16 protein-coding genes are annotated in these 15,499 nt (G+C 60.2%); 1 reads left to right on the top strand and 15 read right to left on the bottom strand.

Going from position 1 to position 15,499, the window contains the following annotated elements:
• Window positions 1-6: 6 nt before the first annotated feature.
• From nuoG to GGD50_RS25655, 15 genes are all read right to left on the bottom strand, one after another.
• Window positions 7-2,598, bottom strand: coding sequence for an NADH-quinone oxidoreductase subunit NuoG (gene nuoG / locus GGD50_RS25725; RefSeq protein WP_183940003.1), 2,592 nt, complete (start codon window positions 2,596-2,598; stop codon window positions 7-9).
• Window positions 2,599-2,630: 32 nt separating this feature from the next.
• Complete coding sequence (gene nuoF / locus GGD50_RS25720; protein ID WP_183940001.1) at window positions 2,631-3,896, bottom strand: NADH-quinone oxidoreductase subunit NuoF; 1,266 nt, start codon at window positions 3,894-3,896, stop codon at window positions 2,631-2,633.
• A gap of 4 nt (window positions 3,897-3,900) precedes the next feature.
• Window positions 3,901-4,413: an NADH-quinone oxidoreductase subunit NuoE gene (gene nuoE / locus GGD50_RS25715; RefSeq protein ID WP_183939999.1), complete on the bottom strand. Its 513-nt coding sequence runs from the start codon at window positions 4,411-4,413 to the stop codon at window positions 3,901-3,903.
• Between the two features lie 17 nt (window positions 4,414-4,430).
• Window positions 4,431-5,645, bottom strand: coding sequence for an NADH dehydrogenase (quinone) subunit D (nuoD, locus tag GGD50_RS25710; RefSeq protein WP_183939998.1), 1,215 nt, complete (start codon window positions 5,643-5,645; stop codon window positions 4,431-4,433).
• 1 nt (window position 5,646) lies between these two features.
• Entirely contained in the window at window positions 5,647-6,210 is a 564-nt protein-coding gene (locus GGD50_RS25705) for an NADH-quinone oxidoreductase subunit C (RefSeq protein WP_183939996.1), read from the bottom strand.
• Window positions 6,207-6,710 (bottom strand): NADH-quinone oxidoreductase subunit NuoB, encoded by a 504-nt coding sequence (gene nuoB, locus GGD50_RS25700; RefSeq protein ID WP_183939994.1) that lies wholly within the window; start codon window positions 6,708-6,710, stop codon window positions 6,207-6,209. The genes GGD50_RS25705 and nuoB overlap by 4 nt, the downstream gene beginning before the upstream one ends.
• Window positions 6,698-7,063 (bottom strand): NADH-quinone oxidoreductase subunit A, encoded by a 366-nt coding sequence (locus tag GGD50_RS25695; protein WP_183939992.1) that lies wholly within the window; start codon window positions 7,061-7,063, stop codon window positions 6,698-6,700. Before GGD50_RS25695 ends, nuoB begins: the two co-directional genes overlap by 13 nt.
• A gap of 155 nt (window positions 7,064-7,218) precedes the next feature.
• Window positions 7,219-8,658 (bottom strand): NADH-quinone oxidoreductase subunit N, encoded by a 1,440-nt coding sequence (locus GGD50_RS25690; protein WP_183939990.1) that lies wholly within the window; start codon window positions 8,656-8,658, stop codon window positions 7,219-7,221.
• On the bottom strand, window positions 8,655-10,130 hold the full coding sequence (locus tag GGD50_RS25685) for an NADH-quinone oxidoreductase subunit M (RefSeq protein ID WP_183939988.1): 1,476 nt from the start codon (window positions 10,128-10,130) through the stop codon (window positions 8,655-8,657). The genes GGD50_RS25690 and GGD50_RS25685 overlap by 4 nt, the downstream gene beginning before the upstream one ends.
• A gap of 8 nt (window positions 10,131-10,138) precedes the next feature.
• The gene (locus GGD50_RS25680) at window positions 10,139-11,914 is read right to left on the bottom strand and encodes a Na(+)/H(+) antiporter subunit D (protein WP_183939986.1); all 1,776 of its coding nucleotides are present in this window, start codon (window positions 11,912-11,914) and stop codon (window positions 10,139-10,141) included.
• Entirely contained in the window at window positions 11,907-12,161 is a 255-nt protein-coding gene (locus GGD50_RS25675; RefSeq protein ID WP_183939984.1) for a hypothetical protein, read from the bottom strand. Before GGD50_RS25675 ends, GGD50_RS25680 begins: the two co-directional genes overlap by 8 nt.
• The gene (locus tag GGD50_RS25670) at window positions 12,158-13,621 is read right to left on the bottom strand and encodes a monovalent cation/H+ antiporter subunit D family protein (protein WP_183939982.1); all 1,464 of its coding nucleotides are present in this window, start codon (window positions 13,619-13,621) and stop codon (window positions 12,158-12,160) included. The genes GGD50_RS25675 and GGD50_RS25670 overlap by 4 nt, the downstream gene beginning before the upstream one ends.
• A 4-nt stretch (window positions 13,622-13,625) precedes the next feature.
• Window positions 13,626-13,928, bottom strand: a complete 303-nt coding sequence (gene nuoK / locus GGD50_RS25665; protein WP_183939980.1) for an NADH-quinone oxidoreductase subunit NuoK — start codon at window positions 13,926-13,928, stop codon at window positions 13,626-13,628.
• Entirely contained in the window at window positions 13,928-14,428 is a 501-nt protein-coding gene (locus GGD50_RS25660) for an NADH-quinone oxidoreductase subunit J (RefSeq protein ID WP_183939978.1), read from the bottom strand. Before GGD50_RS25660 ends, nuoK begins: the two co-directional genes overlap by 1 nt.
• 314 nt (window positions 14,429-14,742) lie before the next feature.
• Window positions 14,743-15,000: a hypothetical protein gene (locus tag GGD50_RS25655; RefSeq protein ID WP_183939976.1), complete on the bottom strand. Its 258-nt coding sequence runs from the start codon at window positions 14,998-15,000 to the stop codon at window positions 14,743-14,745.
• Window positions 15,001-15,165: 165 nt separating this feature from the next.
• Between GGD50_RS25655 and GGD50_RS25650 the strand changes: the two genes are divergently transcribed.
• Complete coding sequence (locus tag GGD50_RS25650) at window positions 15,166-15,420, top strand: hypothetical protein (RefSeq protein ID WP_183940071.1); 255 nt, start codon at window positions 15,166-15,168, stop codon at window positions 15,418-15,420.
• Window positions 15,421-15,499 lie beyond the last annotated feature (79 nt).

Here is a 15,499-nt window from a genome sequence, read left to right as displayed (position 1 = left end):
GATCCCTCAACGCAGACTATCGGGTTTCGGCTCGACGTCGACGACTGAGGGAATCTCGAAGGCCGCGTGCGCCTTTCGAACATCGACCGGGCATGGGTATTCGCCTCGCCGCATCAGCCTGTTGAGACGCAGGGCCTTGTAGTTTTCGGGAACAAATACGAGGCCTTCGGGAAAACGCCTGTTGACCTTGAGTTTTGCCGTCAATTCGCCCTGAGCGGACCGGACGGTGACCAGATCGCGATCCGAAAGGCCAAGTTGAGCCGCATCCTCCGCACTCATCTCGACATAAGGGTCATCTGCGACCGTATTGAGGATTTCCGAGCGTTCGGAGAGATATCCGTTGTGGAATAGGCAATCGCCGGTGATCAGCATGAGCCTGTCGGCTGCTTTCGGTGCGGGAGGCGACGTGAAGAACTCACCAGCCGGTGGCGTCGGGACAGCCTTGGTGAAGGCGCCGTCGGCACCGAGCGTTTCCTGCGTCAACCCGTCGTAAGCCGGAATCAACTCGCCAATCTCGTCGAAGATTTCTCCTTGCATCGATGGCCGCAGCTCTTGATTCCGCAGTGCCGCCACGAAATCGAAGATCGCCAGATTGCCTCGCGCCTCGAAGGCTGGCTCGCGGAATTTGCGGACCATTTGGGTTCGGCCCTCGTTGTTGGTGAAGGTGCCGGTTTCTTCGCCGTAACCTGCCGAGGGCAACACGACCTCTGCCAAACCCGCGGTATCCGTAAGGAAGGTGTCCTGCACGATCAGGAGATCGGCAGCACCAAGTGCCCGGGCCACGAAATCCCTGTCGGGATAGGCTATCAAGGGGTCGGTTCCGGCGATGTAGAGCGCGCCCATTCGCCCACCGACACAGAGCTCCAGCATAGCGTCGAGACCCGCGCCGGATTCAGACGGGATTTCGGCACCCCACTTCCGTGCGAGAGTTGCGCGCGCGGCACCATCGGTGATCGCCCGCAGTCCCGGCAAAGCCGCCGGCAGAACCCCCATGTCCCAGGCACCCATCTGGTTGGCGCGGTCGAAGAGGAACTGCATCGCGGGGCCTTTGCCAAGTAGGTGGAGAACCCGCAGCAGGTTGTTGAGCTGCTGCAGCGTCGCTCGCGCTTCCGGCAATCTCAGCAGTTCAACGCTGACAAGCACGGTGACGCTACGGCCCTTCTCGAGCGCTTCGGCCAGACGATCCAGCCCGTCACTGTCGGCACGCGCCTCCGGTCTACCGATTTTTGCGCTGATGTCGGCCGAAGCTTCACCCGACAACGTCTGGCCAGCGGCCTCCACGAGCCCGGCTACCACCGCCGCGAGACCTGCCGCTTCTCCGCCTGGGGGAACACGAACAACCACCCGGGCATCGGCGTCCAGACGGGATGGCCGCGCCGAGAGCATCAGCAATCCCGTATGGCGCCGCCGCGCGCCGTCCCGCAGCAGATATTCGGTGACGGGGTTCTCCTCCGTCACGTTGCCGCCGACGATGAGCACGCAGTCGTTGCCGATCACTTCGTCGAGCGGTGCGCGGCGGTAAAAGCGTGCCACCAACGGACCGAGTATATCGAAGGGAGTGGACCAGCGCGTCGAACAGTCAATATTATTGGTCCGCAATACCGTCCGCATCAGCTTCTGGAACTGATAAAGCACCTCATTGGGCAGGCGCGGCGAGGCCAGCCCGCCGGCAGCCTTGCCCTCGACGGCAGACAGCCGCCCGCGGAGATAGTCCCCCGCTTCGTCCCAGGAAACCGGAACCAGGACGCCGTCACGACGGATCATCGGCCGCTTGATCCGGTCCCGGCTCGCGACGAAGTCCAGACCGAAACGGCCCCGCACGCAGAGCGTTTCGCGGTTAAGCCCCTGATCCCACTTCGAACGTACCCGCATGAATTCGCCTTTGCGCGTCCCCACCGTTAGCTGGCAACCGGTGCCGCAATGCGGGCAGACAGTATCGGTCTCGGCCAGATCCCAGGGCCGCGCCTTATAGCGATAGGGGAAGCTCATCAGCGCACCAACGGGGCAAACCTCGACGCAATTGCCGCACTGATCGCAACTCGCGAGGCTTCCCTCAAAACCGGTGACGGCGGTATCCATGCCTTTTTCGACGGTGCCGAGCGCGACCGCACCGACGACCTCCTCACACATCCGGACGCATCGTTGACACTGGATGCAGCGGTTGACGTTCATGATGATGACCGGGCTGAGGCGGATGTCTTCAGAGTGGAACACACGCTTTTCATCGCGGAACCGGCTTTCGCGGGGACCGTAGGCCATCACCATGTTCTGAAGCTCGCATTCGCCGCCCTTGTCGCAGATCGGGCAATCGAGAGGGTGGTTGGCGAGCAGCATGTCGAGCATGGAAGAGCGCGTTTCCTCGATGAGCGGCGTGTTCGTTCGCACCACCATGCCGTCGGTGACCGCGGTGGCACAGGACGGCTGCAGCCGCCGCAGCCCCTCGATCTCCACCAGACACATGCGGCAGGAGGCGAGCGCCGGCAGGCGCTTCAGATAACAGAAGGTCGGGATGTCGATGCCCAAACGTTGGGCGGCCTGCAGTACTGTCGAACCGGCCTCAACGTCCAGCGTTTGTGTGTCGATCGTAACATTAACCATGACTTCCTCACGCTTCTCACCCAGCGCGTTCCCTAGTGAAACGGGCACCTCCGCTCCTCGATATGGGCGACGAATTCAGATTCGAAATGCTCCAGCGCCGCCCGCAGCCCCATGGCCGCGCCGTCGCCCAGAGCACAAAACGTATTGCCGAAAATGCCCTTGCAGAGCGCCTTTAGCTGTTCGAGGTCGCCCGGTGCGCCCTCCCCGGCCTCAATCCGGCGTAGCACCTTCACGACCCAGTTCAACCCTTCACGGCAAGGGGTGCATTTGCCGCAGGACTCATGATGGAAGAACTCGATGATCCTGGTGGCGACCCTGACTACGCAGGTCGAGTCGTCGATCACGATGACCCCGGCCGAACCGAGCATCGAGCCGACAGCGGCCAGCGAGTCGAAGTCCATTCCCACGTCCAGACCGCGCTCCGGGATCAGCGGCGCCGAAACCCCACCGGGGATCACAGCCTTGATCTTACGCTCCGGCAGCGCGCCACCGGCGTGGTCCTCGACCAGTTCGCGCAGCGGTATGCCCATCGGCAACTCGAAGAGGCCGGGCCTGCGCACCTGCCCGCTGAGGCAATAGAGCTTCGGGCCGGGGCTCTTCTCCGGGCCGACATCACGGAACCAATCAGCCCCCCGCATAACGATATGCGGCACGCAGACCAGTGTCTCGACATTGTTGATAACGGTTGGACTGGCATAGAGCCCGGCCACAGCCGGAAATGGCGGTTTCAATCGCGGCTGAGCCCGCTTGCCCTCGAGCGACTCGAGCATCGCAGTCTCCTCGCCGCAGATATAGGCGCCCGCGCCGCAGTGAATGTGTACGGTGAAATTGAAGTCCGAGCCCAGAATGCCCCTTCCGAGGTAGTGCTTTTCATGAGCCTCGGCGATCGCCTGCTCCAAGCGCCGTATCGCCGTTACGTATTCTCCGCGAATATAGACATAGGCGGTTTCGGCTCCAATCGCGTAAGCGCTAACCGCCAGCCCCTCGATGAGCTGATGCGGGTCACGCTCCATGATGATCCGGTCCTTGAAGGTACCCGGCTCGCCCTCGTCGGCGTTGCAGCACAGATATTTCGGCTTATCGACCCGCTTCGGCACGAAGCTCCATTTCATGCCCGTGGGGAATCCGGCACCGCCGCGACCACGCAGGTTGGACTTCTTGACGAGTTCGACGACCTCGTCGGGCGTGTACTCGCGCAGCACCTTTGCCAGCGCCTGGTAGCCGCCGCCAGCCTCATAGGTCGAGAGTAAATGGCCGTCCGGCACGCCGATATTTTTGAGAAGAACCTGCTCGAACATGGCGCTATGCTCCCTGCGGTCGCGCAGAGGCGTGCTCAATGCCCGCTGCCCGCCCGGCTGTCGCCCGAAGGCGGTTCAAGAGTGCATCGATCCGCGCGATGTCGAGGTTGCCGTGATAGTCGTCGCCGACCTGCATCGTCGGAGCCATCTCGCAAGCCCCGAGGCATTCGACGGTCGAAAGCGTGAACAGTCCGTCCGGGGTAGTGCCGCCCTTCTTGATCCCCAGCACCGTTTCCAAATACTTCAGCAGGTTGTCGGACCCGCATAGCATGCAGGAAACATTGTCGCAGAGCTGCAGGTGGAACATCCCCACTGGCTCCGCATGGAAGTGGGTGTAGAAGGTCGCCAGTTCGTAGACCCAGATCCGCTCGACCCCTAGAATGTCCGCAACCTCTTCCAACACCGGACCGGGCAGATGGCCATGTTCTCTCTGGGCGATCAGAAGCGCGGGCATGATCGCCGAGCGCCGGTTGGGATACCGCACTGCTGCTTCTTCGATCTTTTCCCGCATGGTCATCGCGTCCAAATCCCTTGCTACTTGTCCACCTCTGCCATCACGGGGTCGAGGCTGCCGAGCACGGCGATCATGTCCGCCAGGTAGCGGGCGTTGGTGACCCCGAAAAGTGCCTGAAGGTTTACGAAAGAGGGCGCCCGCACCTTCATGCGGAACGGCTTTGGCGACCCGTCGCTGATAATGTAGAAGCCGAGCTCGCCTTTCGGCGCTTCGATCGCCGAATAGACCTCGCCCTTCGGCACTTTGAAGCCGTAGGCCGACAGGTCGAAATGCTGGATGAGCGCCTCCATCGAGCAGTGCACCCGATGCTTGTCCAGCGGGAAGGCGATTGTCGGCATGTCGATCTGGAACGGCCCCTCGGGCATCTGTTCTATGCATTGTTCGATAATCCGGATGCTTTCGCGCATCTCGTCGACCCGGCACCGCCAGCGCGCGTAGCAATCGCCCTCTTTGCGAGTGATGACGTTGAAATCGACCCGATCATAAATTTCGTAGGGCTCGTCGCGCCGGATGTCCCAGTCTACTCCGGAAGCACGCAGGTTCGGGCCGCTCAGGCCGAGATCGATAGCGTCCTCGGCAGAGATTACGCCGACTCCTTCGGTGCGCTTGAGGAACACCCTGTTATCTTCGAGCAACCGCTCATAGTCGCGAATCCGGTTCGGGAAGATATCGCAGAATTCCCTGATCTTCGGAAGGAAACCGTCGGGCAGGTCTTCGCGTAACCCGCCAACCCTGCAAAATGAGGTGTGCATGCGCGCACCAGTAATCATTTCCATCAGGTCCATGATCATTTCGCGCTCGCGCATGGCGTAAAGGAGCGCGGTCATGGCGCCGAGGTCCATCGGCAACGCGCCGGTGATCAGGAGATGGCCGGAAATCCGCGCCAGCTCGGCCATCATCACGCGGATATATTGCGCCCGCGGCGGTGCTTCTATGCCGAGGAGTTTCTCCACCGCCAGCGCAAAGGCCAGGTTGTTCGAAGGCGGGCAGAGATAGTCGAGCCGGTCCGTCAACGGAAAAATCTGGGTATAGGTGAAACTCTCCGCCAGCTTTTCGGTGCCGCGATGAAGGTAGCCGATATGCGGGTCCACGCGCTCGACGCACTCGCCATCCAGTTCGAGGACGAGCCGGAGAACCCCGTGAGTGCTGGGGTGCTGCGGGCCGAGATTGAGAAGCACTTCCCTGGTATTGAGCGCTTCGCCTTCCGGCCTGCTGAGCTCGGTGACTTCGGTCATCTCAACTTTCCGGCGTCGAACGGCCTCCCTGTGGAATGTCCCTAGTCGCGAGGTCGGGCTGCGTTGGGGGCGGGCCTTCAGCACCGAAGGGATTCAATTTGTCCTTGTAGCCACGCAGGGGGAAATCCTTGCGCTGGGGAAAGCCCTGGAAACCCTCCCACATGTAGATGCGGCGCAGATCGGGATGGCCCTCGAACCTGATGCCATACATGTCCCACGCCTCACGCTCATGCCAGTTGGCCGTACGCCAGACGCCTGTGACCGAGGGAACCTGCGGCGGATCGCCGAGCCGGCATTTGATGCGAACCCGCCACCTGTTGGGTAGCGAATAGAGGTGATACACCGCCTCGAACCGCGGCGTTTCGGGGTAATGATCAACCCCGCAGATGTCCGAGAGGAAATTGAATTGCAGCGCCGGATGTTCTTTCAGAAACCGGCAGAACTCGACGATCTTTGCAGGTGGAATAGCAAAGACGTGAATACCATGCGCGACGCCGAGGTCCTCGATTACTTCGCCGAAACGCTCCATGATCAAGGCGGTATTGAGAAGCGGTTCCACACTCATGACGTTGCAACCCGATCGAGAGGCGTCCCGGCCAGCGCGCGGGATCTTTTGATCTTCTCTTGAAGCAGGAGAAAGCCATGCATCAGCGCCTCCGGCCGCGGCGGACAGCCGGGCACATGCACGTCGACGGGCACGAAGGTTTCCGACCCCTGGACCACGGCGTAGGTGTTGTAGACCCCGCCTGAAATAGCGCAGGTGCCCATTGCGATCACCCAGCGCGGTTCCGGCATCTGATCATAAAGCCGCCGCACGACGGGCGCGAATTTCCGGGTCACTGTACCGGCGATGATCATTACATCGGACTGCCGCGGCGAAGGACGGAACACCACGCCGAAGCGATCAAGATCATAGCGCGCGCACCCCGCCGAAATCATCTCGATGGCGCAGCAGGCAATTCCGAAGGTCTCGGGCCACAGCGCCGACCTTCGACTCCAGCTAATAATGCTGTCGGCCGTCGTGAAAAGCACGCTGTCGCGGATCGCATCGTTTACGCCTCCCATTCAAGCGCTCCCTTCAGCCAGGCGTAGGCGAAGCCCACGAGAAGCAGCAACATGAAGACGAACATCTCGACATAGCCGACCAGCCCGATCTCTTTCAGGACGACAGCCCACGGAAAGAGGAACATCGCTTCGACATCGAAGACGACCAGCAGGATGGCGAGAATAAAAAACGGCACTCTGAAGCGGCCGCCGGCAGCCTCTCCCGCTGCGTCCATCCCGCATTCATAGGGCATGTTCTTCGCAGGATAGGGATTGGATGGGCGCAGTAGCGAGGAGACGAAAAGCGTCACTCCCGCCACCAGAGTCACTCCAGCGACCATGAAAAGAACCGGCAAGAATTCCATTGCAGTCATATCACACTGCACCGGTCACCCAACTGGGGGCTTCCTCGGGCGGCGACCGACCTCGTTTGGGACCAGTAAAGCGGTCGCTCCGGAAAGCGGTTTGGGCAATCCTTTCCTGAGTTGTCAGTTTATTCCGTCGGGCGGGTCATTGCAAATCCAATTGATCAGCCGCCAAACAGCGAATGTTGGGCAAGCCTCAGAAACCACGATGGAAATATGCCGATACCGATTGTGCCGGCGGCGGTAAAGGCGAGCGTGGCCCGCACCAATGGCGTCAGCGCCGGAGAGAAGGCCCTCCCTGGCTCACGCATATAGATCACCATGACGATACGGATGTAGAAGTATGCGGCAACGGCGCTCAGCAGCACCGCGATCACCGCCAGCGTGACGAAACCCCGCTCGACGAGCGCAACCAGAACATAGAACTTGGCGAAGAACCCGGCTGTCGGCGGAATGCCGGCCAAAGAGAAGAGATAGAGCAGCATCAGAAGCGCAAGCCCGGGATGCGACTTGGCCAAACCCGCATAGTCTTCGATGACCTCACCCGAAAAATCGCCATTCCGCATCATGATGATGGTAGCGAAAATGCCGAGGTTCATGAAAGAGTAGATCAGTAGGTAGAGCATGACGCTGGCGATGCCGTCCGGACCGCCGGCGGCCACGCCGAAAATCGCGAACCCGGCATGGGCGATGCTGGAATAGGCCAGGAGGCGCTTGAAATTATCCTGCACCAGCGCCACGAAACTGCCAAGTGCCATCGTCGCCACCGCAATGACCGCAACGATGATCCAAACGTTCGAGGCTGCGACCAGCGGATTGAGGAACACGCGCAGGATCACCGCAAACCCCGCCGCCTTGGGGCCTACTGACATGAAGGCCGTAATCGTCGTCGGCGCGCCTTCATAAATGTCTGGCACCCACATGTGGAACGGGACCGCACCGACTTTGAAGACCAGCCCCGCGACGATGAAAACCACCGCCAGCAGTAATCCGGGATCAAGCGGATCACCGGTCACCGCCGCAGCCATCCCGTCGAGCTGCGTCGTACCGGTGAGTCCATAGACCAGAGAAACGCCGAAAAGGAAAATCCCGGTCGAGACCGAGCCGAGGATCACATATTTCAGCGCCGCTTCGTTCGACCGCCGTTGCTGGCGCAAGAAGCCGGTCAGCACGTAGGTGCAAAGCACCATAAGTTCGAGGCCCACATAGATCGACAGGAGATCGGTCGCCGATGCCATGATCATCATTCCCGAAAGCGCAAAGAGCAGGAGGACGTAATATTCGCTACTCCCGATCCCCTCGATATCGGCATATTTTCGTGAAAGGAGGAATGTCAGAACAGTGGCCAGGTAGAACACGAACTTGAAGAAGACCGCGAAGCGGTCGACGATGAACATGCCCTCGTAAGCCGGTCGCACTTCGCTTGCCAGCATGAGGGTTGCCAGGGCGGCAATCAGCACGATCACGACCGAAGCCCAGACAAGGAAATATTCCTGCTCCTTTCGCACGAACTGTCCCAGGATCAGCAGGATGCAAGCTCCGGTGACCACCACGATCTCGGGTATGCTCGCCAGGATCGACTGGAGAAGTGCTGCGTCGGTCATTGGCCGCTCCCCTCACCGTGTACATGGGCCAACAGATGCTTTACCGAGACATCGATGATGCTGAGAAACGGTTTCGGGTAGAGCCCGACCCAAAGCACGAAGACAGCCAGTGGCAAGATCGCAGCCATTTCGCGGGCATTCACATCGCGTATCTTGAACCGAATGCCGATGCTGGGCGGACCGAGTGCAACTTTCCCATACATGCCAAGCAGATAGGCCGCACCCAGCAACGCGCCCAAAATGGCTGCCGCGCCGGCCGCCAGATTGACGGCAAACCCACCCGACAGCACCAGCAGCTCTCCCACGAATGAATTCGTTCCCGGCAGTGCCATTGACGACAGGGTGAACAGCGCAAGAAACGCGGTGTAAACCGGCGCCACCTTCATCAAACCGCCATAGTCCGCGATGCTGCGAGTATGTGTCCGCTCGTAGATCAGGCCAACAAACAGGAACAACGCGCCCGTTGTTACGCCATGATTGAACATTTGCAGAATACCGCCCTCTAGCCCGCGGAGGTTCAGCGCAAAAATTCCCAGCGTGACGAAGCCCATATGGCTGATGCTGGAATAGGCCACCAGCTTTTTCAGATCATCCTGCGCCAGCGCAAGCAATCCGCCATAGACGATCGCAAGCGCCGAAAGCCCTAGCATCAGCGGCGAATAATACACCGACGCCTGCGGCAGCATCGGCAGCGAGAACCGCAGAAATCCATAGGCGCCCATCTTCAAGAGTACGCCGGCGAGGATGATGCTGCCCGCCGTCGGCGCCTGCACATGAGCATCCGGCAGCCAGGTGTGAACCGGGACCATCGGCACTTTGACCGCGAAGGCGATCAGGAAGGCGAAGAACAGCCAGGACTGCACCCGGAACGGCAAATCCTGTGCTGTGAGTGCAAGGATGTCGAAGGTCTTGCCGCCGTGGAGATAGAGCACGATGACGCCGATCAGGAACAGAAGACTGCCCGCCAGCGTGTAGAGGAAGAATTTGAACGCTGCATAGACCCGGCCGTCGCCGCCCCAGACGCCGATGATCAGATACATCGGGATCAGCATGGCCTCCCAGAAGACGTAGAACAGGAAGAGGTCGAGCGCGCAGAACACCCCTAGCATCAGAGTCTGCATGACCAGCAGAGTGACCATGAACTCCTTCACCTTGCGGTCGATCGCTCTCCACGAGGCGAGCACGCAGATCCCGCCCAAGAGCGCCGTTAGGAACACGAAGAGCGCGCTGATTCCATCGATGCCAAGGGCATAGGTGATCCCGAGTGCGGGCACCCAAAGTCGCGTCTCGGTGAACTGCATCGCGTGGGTGGTGGTGTCAAAACCAGCAAGCATGACAATGCAGAGAGCAAGATCGAGGACGGTGACGAAGAGTGCTGTCCAGCGTGCCGCGTCGTCGTTGCGCAGAAACATCAAAACCGCTGCGCCGGCGGCAGGCGTGAAGATGATGAGACTAAGAAGCGGGAATCCCATCGCACCCCCTACCGCCAGACCACGGCGAAAACGACGGTAGCTGCGATCACACCGGCAATCATCGCCAGCACATAATGGGTGACGACGCCCGTCTGGAGCCGCCGCAGCGCCCCGCCACCGCGCAAAATCGAGCGAGCAACGCCGTTCACGACAGCATCCACGCCGGTGAGATCAATCCACAGCCCGGTCCGCGCCGCGCCATGCAGGAAGGGCAGCGCTGCGGTCTCGGACACATCGCTCACCGCCTTCTCGTAGCGCTCCAGCGGTTTTTCGGCGAGCCACATGAAGCACCGCGCACCCTTGCGATAGAACCAGTCGGTATCGATGCTGATCGTGTTCTCGGGATCGAGCGCCTTGAGGAACAATACGAACCCCAGGGCGGTGAACATCAAGAGGCCGAGGCTTTCCGTCACATGGAGGCTTGTGTAGGGTTCGAAGTCGACCGGATAAGGCAGAAGCGCATAGAGCGGCTGTGGGAACACTCCGATCGCGATGCAGAGCACCGCCGCCATGGCCATCGCAACCAGCATGTTGCGTGGCGGTTCCTTCGCCTCGATTTTCCGATCCGTGCCAAAAAACATGTAATAGGGGAGCTTGAGCCCGGTGTGCAGGAACGTCCCGGACGACGCCATCGTCAGCGCCAGTACCACCAGCGCCCGATGATCCGCTCCGGCGGCGGCTATCACCATTGATTTGGTGACAAAGCCCGAGAAGAACGGAAATGCCGAGATCGCGAAAGCGCCGACCATGTAAAGCGCCACCGTCAACGGCATGGTCTTGTAGAGCCCGCCAAGCTCCGTGAGCTTGCGCCGCCCGGTGACGTAGATCACCGCCCCGGCGCCCATGAAGAGCAGGGCCTTATAGAGAATATGCGCAAAGGCATGGCTGGTGGCTCCGTTTATCGCCATCTCGGTCCCTATGCCGATGCCCGCCACCATGTAGCCCACCTGGCTGACGATGTGATAGGCGAGAAGCCGCCGGCAGTCGTTCTCGAGCACCGCGTAGACGACGCCGTAGAGCGCCATCGCCGTGCCGAGCCAAACCAGAAGCTCGGTGCCTGGAAACGCCCGCGCCAGGACATAGACGGCGGTCTTGGTCGTGAAAGCACTCATGAACACCGCCCCGGTAATCGTCGCCTCCGGATAAGCATCGGTTAGCCATGCGTTGAGTGGCGGCACCGCCGCGTTGAGGATGAACCCGGCGAGGATCATGTAAGCGCCCACGCCCATTCCACCCTCGATCGCCCCCCTTTCCATTGGACCAAAGAGCAACGAGCCAGTGGCGAGGCCATGGAGAATGATACCGCCGAGCAGAACAACGCCGCCAGTGATATGGACCATGAGATACCGGAACCCCGCCCGGATCGCCGGCCCGCCGCGTTGCGCGAAAACCAGGTAGGCGGAAGCGAATGCCATGGCTTCCCAGAACATGTAGAGGGTCAGGTAGTCACCGGCGAACACCACACCGAGCGCGCCGCCGACATAGATGTAGGCCGCCACATGCTGGCCAGCATCCGTCAGGTGTAGCGCATAGACCATGCCGATCAGCGCCATGATGGTGAAAACGGTGGCAAAGACGATGCTGAGCTTGTCGACCTTCGCGATCAGGAGTTCCTGCCCAATGAATCTCACCTCGCCATAGCTGCCGGGCTGCATCATGAGCACGGCGAGGATCGCCAGCGCCGGGATTACCAGCAGATAGACTTTGCGGATCGCCCCGCCGAGGAACGGGATCGGCAGAGCGCCGAGGATGAAGAGCAGAGCCGGGTGGATGAAGTCAGTCATAATAATCCTCGCGCCGCATCAGCCCGGCCCGATGGCCGAGAAACTTCGAAACGAAGATGATCAATATGCAGGAGCCGAAGCCGTAAACGGAGGACCAGCCAGGCAGGCGATCCCACAGATATTCGGCGTGTTCATGAGAGACCAGAAAGTCAGCCGCGACGATCAGAATGAGCGCTAGATAGAATAGTTGGCGCCGCCGCCTCGCATAGCCTTCATCACCAAAGAAGTCGATGACACGCTTGATCATTTGACCACTCCGTCCGCCAGGGTGAGGAAATAGCCGGGAAAAATGCCCATCAGCACGGACAGGATGGCGGTCGCGACAAGCGGGATCGTGACCATCGGAATTTCACGAACCGTCGCCGGGCTTTCCTCCGCCTCCGTCCCGAAAAAGGCGGCGTAGCTGACCGGCAGGAAATAGGCTGCATTCAGGATCGAGCTCACCAGGAGCACGGCCAGGAACGATATCTGTCCTGCCTCTACGGAGCCCATGGTCAGATACCATTTGCTGATGAAGCCCGCGGTCGGCGGTATCCCGATCATGCTCAACGAAGCGATGAAAAATGCGCCCATCGTCCAGGGCAGCCTGCGGCCGATACCGGCCATGTCGCTGATGTTTCGCTTGCCGGACGCGCAATAGATCGACCCGGCGCAGAAAAACAGCGTGATCTTTGAGAATGCGTGCGCAGCCATGTGGACAATACCGCCGACCATCGCGACCGGCGACAGCAGAACCGCGCCCAGCACGATGTAGGAAAGCTGGCTGACTGTCGAATAGGCAAGCCGCGCCTTCAAGTCGTCCCGCGTCAAGGCATAGATCGACGCCATCAGGATCGTGAACGAAACCAGATAGGCTGTGGCGATGCCGAGGCCCAGCTCGCCAACCAGCTTGATGCCGAAGACATGGAACACCACCCGCAGCAAGCAAAACACGCCCATCTTGACCACGGCTACCGCATGCAGGAGCGCGCTGACCGGCGTCGGAGCCACCATCGCGGCCGGCAGCCAGGCATGCATCGGCATCACCGCAGCCTTGGCGAAGCCAAAAAGATAGCAAAAATAGACGACCGTCAGCAGCGCCGCGGAGGCATTGGCGCCCGCCAACAGCCCTCCTTCTACAAAATCGAGCGACCCCGCAATGGAGTAGGTCAGCGCCAGTGCGGCAAGCAGCACACTTTTCGAGGTCCCCATCAAATAGACAAGATACTTGTGGGCGCCCTTCCATCCCTCTTCGTCTTCATGGTGGTAGACGAGCGGATAGGTAACGAGGCTGAGCACTTCGTAGAAGACGACCAAGGTGAACAGATTGGCGGCGAAGGCGCCCCCAACGGCCGCCGCGAGACTGGTGGCGAAACAGGCGAAGAAGCGGGTCTGCGCGTGCTCCTTAAGATGTCGCATGTAGCCGATGGAATAGATCGCAGCCACGATCCACAGAAGCGACGAGATGGTGGCGAAGACCATGCCGAGCGCATCAGCCCGGAACGCGAACTCGACGCCCGGCAAGATTTCGAACAGGCGCAAATCGACGGTCCCGCCCGAAAGCACCGTGGGGGCCATCGAGGCGACAAGCGCGAACAGGACGATTGCGGCCAATGGCGAGACGAGATCGCGGAGTTTTTCGCGGTTGTTTAAGAGCAGAATCATCAGCGCCGCCAGGCCTGGGACGGCGACGGCAAGCAGTGGCCGGATCGATATCACCGGGTCCAAGCCGCTATCCTTTCATCATGGTCACGTCGTCGACCTTGAGGGTGGATTTGTTCCGCACAAGGGCGACCAAGATGCCGAGGGCCACGGCAACCTCGGCCGCGGTAATTGCGATGACGAAGATCGCGAAGATCTGCCCGCGGAAATCGTCATACTGACGCCCAAAGGCGATGAAGTTGATGTTGACCGAGTTGAGCAGCAGCTCCAGCGACATCAGCACCACCAGAATATTGCGCCTGAGCAACACCCCTGCCGCCCCGATCACGAACAGGACCACTGCGAGCAAAATATACCACCAGAGCGGAACCATTACTCCGACTCCTTTCGCGCCAGAACAATGGCGCCGATCAGAGCGGCCAGCAGAATGACGGAGGCGACTTCAAACGGCAGGAGATAGTCGGCGAAAAGTGTCGTGCTGAGCTGCCTGATCTGATCACCGCCACGCGCAGCGACGGGCTCCGTGATCGAAAAGCGGTGGCTCCGGAGCACCAGCACGAGCATCTCGACCCCAAGCAGAACGAGGAGCACCAGAGCCGGCAGATTGCCACCCGGCAAGAACCGCTGCAACGCCGCTTCGCGCACATCGATCATCATGATCACGAATAGGAACAGCACCATGATCGCGCCGACATAGACGAAGATCTGGATGACCGCGAGCAACGGTGCCCCGAGTAAGACGAAAATTGCGGAGATCTGCAGGAAACAAGCCATCAGCGCCAATGCGCTATGAACCGGATTCCGCGCGACGACCACCGTCAGGGCCGCAATCACGGACACCGCAGCGAACAGAAGAAAGAACCCCTGATCCATCGACGCCACCCTCCCACGCGAGCTCTCACGCGGCGCGAGACGGCCGTATCTGAGTTGGCTCCGCACTTCAGGTGCATTCACAAATTGTGCCCTAGTCTTGGATTTTTCACAAGATTGTTGTCACTTGCGGAGCAAGCAAGCCCGCCCGAATGTGATGAAAATCACTCGCGAAGGTCTATAGGGATTTGCTTGAAGCGCAGCGGCCGATCAGATGTCCTCTTGCCTTGGTCGTTCCATCTGCAGCATCTGTTTTTCCACCTGGTCGGAAACAGCCCCAAATTGCTTTCAGTGGCCATCGAGGCCGGCGCCGCTCCTTAGTCGAATTGTTCACCGTGTCCGATCTGTTCGCGAACAGCATCGCCGCTGGGAGGATCACCAGCAGTATCCGGGTTAGCACTGTTGGCGTTCTCGAGAGAGTGGGCCGCCTCGACCAGTGCGACGTGTACCTCTCGAGTGCCCCACCCCGCTTTGTTCGCAGAGGCGATGACGTCTTCCAGGGCCTCTCTGGCTGCCGCCTTCAATTCCTCGATGCGCTGCTGTGGATTCTGGGATTGCGGTGATGGAAACGGCATGGTCGGCTCCAATGGACGACGGGGGTAACCCGTAGGACATCGGTCGGTTCCGCCGGCGCCTAGAGGGATCGCTAAATTATCGCGGAAAAACCTCCCGTTAACCAACGAATATCTACCCTTCCTAAGTCGATTCCGGCCGCGCTCAACTTTTGAAGGATTCACCCAATGGCTGATGATACCGCAAAGATCGCACGCTCCGCAGACGAACAGGCAGCGGAGGACCACTTCTGCGAATTCCCAGGTTGTGTGAAATGGGGCGCTCTCGGATACGACGTCGGGCACGGTGAAGCTCAGTGGTTTTGCTCCGAGCACAGGTGGGATGACTACCGGCTAGGTAAAGCACGGCGGTCTTTTTTCGATGAGGAAGCATCCGGGATCGAGGCCATCATGGTCGAACCTCGTGCTGCAGCCTTTCGCTGATCTCTAGTCTCGTCCCAGTTAGTTGCGGCAGAGCCCCCTCATGCCGGTGCTGACAGATAGCGTTGTTTCGACCATCCAA

The sequence above is a fragment of the Martinezella paranaensis genome (assembly GCF_014200235.1).
Classification (GTDB): Bacteria; Pseudomonadota; Alphaproteobacteria; order Rhizobiales; family Rhizobiaceae; genus Rhizobium; species Rhizobium paranaense.
Note: the sequence above shows the minus strand (reverse complement) of the source record. Positions and strands in the feature narration are given on the sequence as shown.

Coding starts and splice junctions, on each gene's coding strand:
- GGD50_RS25660 (WP_183939978.1), bottom strand. CDS start 14,428: ATGGATCAGGGGTTCTTTCTTCTGTTCGCTGCGGTGTCCGTGATTGCG.
- GGD50_RS25695 (WP_183939992.1), bottom strand. CDS start 7,063: ATGACTGCAATGGAATTCTTGCCGGTTCTTTTCATGGTCGCTGGAGTG.
- GGD50_RS25685 (WP_183939988.1), bottom strand. CDS start 10,130: ATGGGATTCCCGCTTCTTAGTCTCATCATCTTCACGCCTGCCGCCGGC.
- nuoE (WP_183939999.1), bottom strand. CDS start 4,413: ATGACCATGCGGGAAAAGATCGAAGAAGCAGCAGTGCGGTATCCCAAC.
- nuoG (WP_183940003.1), bottom strand. CDS start 2,598: ATGGTTAATGTTACGATCGACACACAAACGCTGGACGTTGAGGCCGGT.
- nuoB (WP_183939994.1), bottom strand. CDS start 6,710: ATGGGAGGCGTAAACGATGCGATCCGCGACAGCGTGCTTTTCACGACG.
- nuoF (WP_183940001.1), bottom strand. CDS start 3,896: ATGTTCGAGCAGGTTCTTCTCAAAAATATCGGCGTGCCGGACGGCCAT.
- nuoK (WP_183939980.1), bottom strand. CDS start 13,928: ATGGTTCCGCTCTGGTGGTATATTTTGCTCGCAGTGGTCCTGTTCGTG.
- GGD50_RS25675 (WP_183939984.1), bottom strand. CDS start 12,161: ATGATCAAGCGTGTCATCGACTTCTTTGGTGATGAAGGCTATGCGAGG.
- GGD50_RS25655 (WP_183939976.1), bottom strand. CDS start 15,000: ATGCCGTTTCCATCACCGCAATCCCAGAATCCACAGCAGCGCATCGAG.
- GGD50_RS25705 (WP_183939996.1), bottom strand. CDS start 6,210: ATGAGTGTGGAACCGCTTCTCAATACCGCCTTGATCATGGAGCGTTTC.
- GGD50_RS25650 (WP_183940071.1), top strand. CDS start 15,166: ATGGCTGATGATACCGCAAAGATCGCACGCTCCGCAGACGAACAGGCA.
- GGD50_RS25690 (WP_183939990.1), bottom strand. CDS start 8,658: ATGACCGACGCAGCACTTCTCCAGTCGATCCTGGCGAGCATACCCGAG.
- GGD50_RS25680 (WP_183939986.1), bottom strand. CDS start 11,914: ATGACTGACTTCATCCACCCGGCTCTGCTCTTCATCCTCGGCGCTCTG.
- nuoD (WP_183939998.1), bottom strand. CDS start 5,645: ATGACCGAAGTCACCGAGCTCAGCAGGCCGGAAGGCGAAGCGCTCAAT.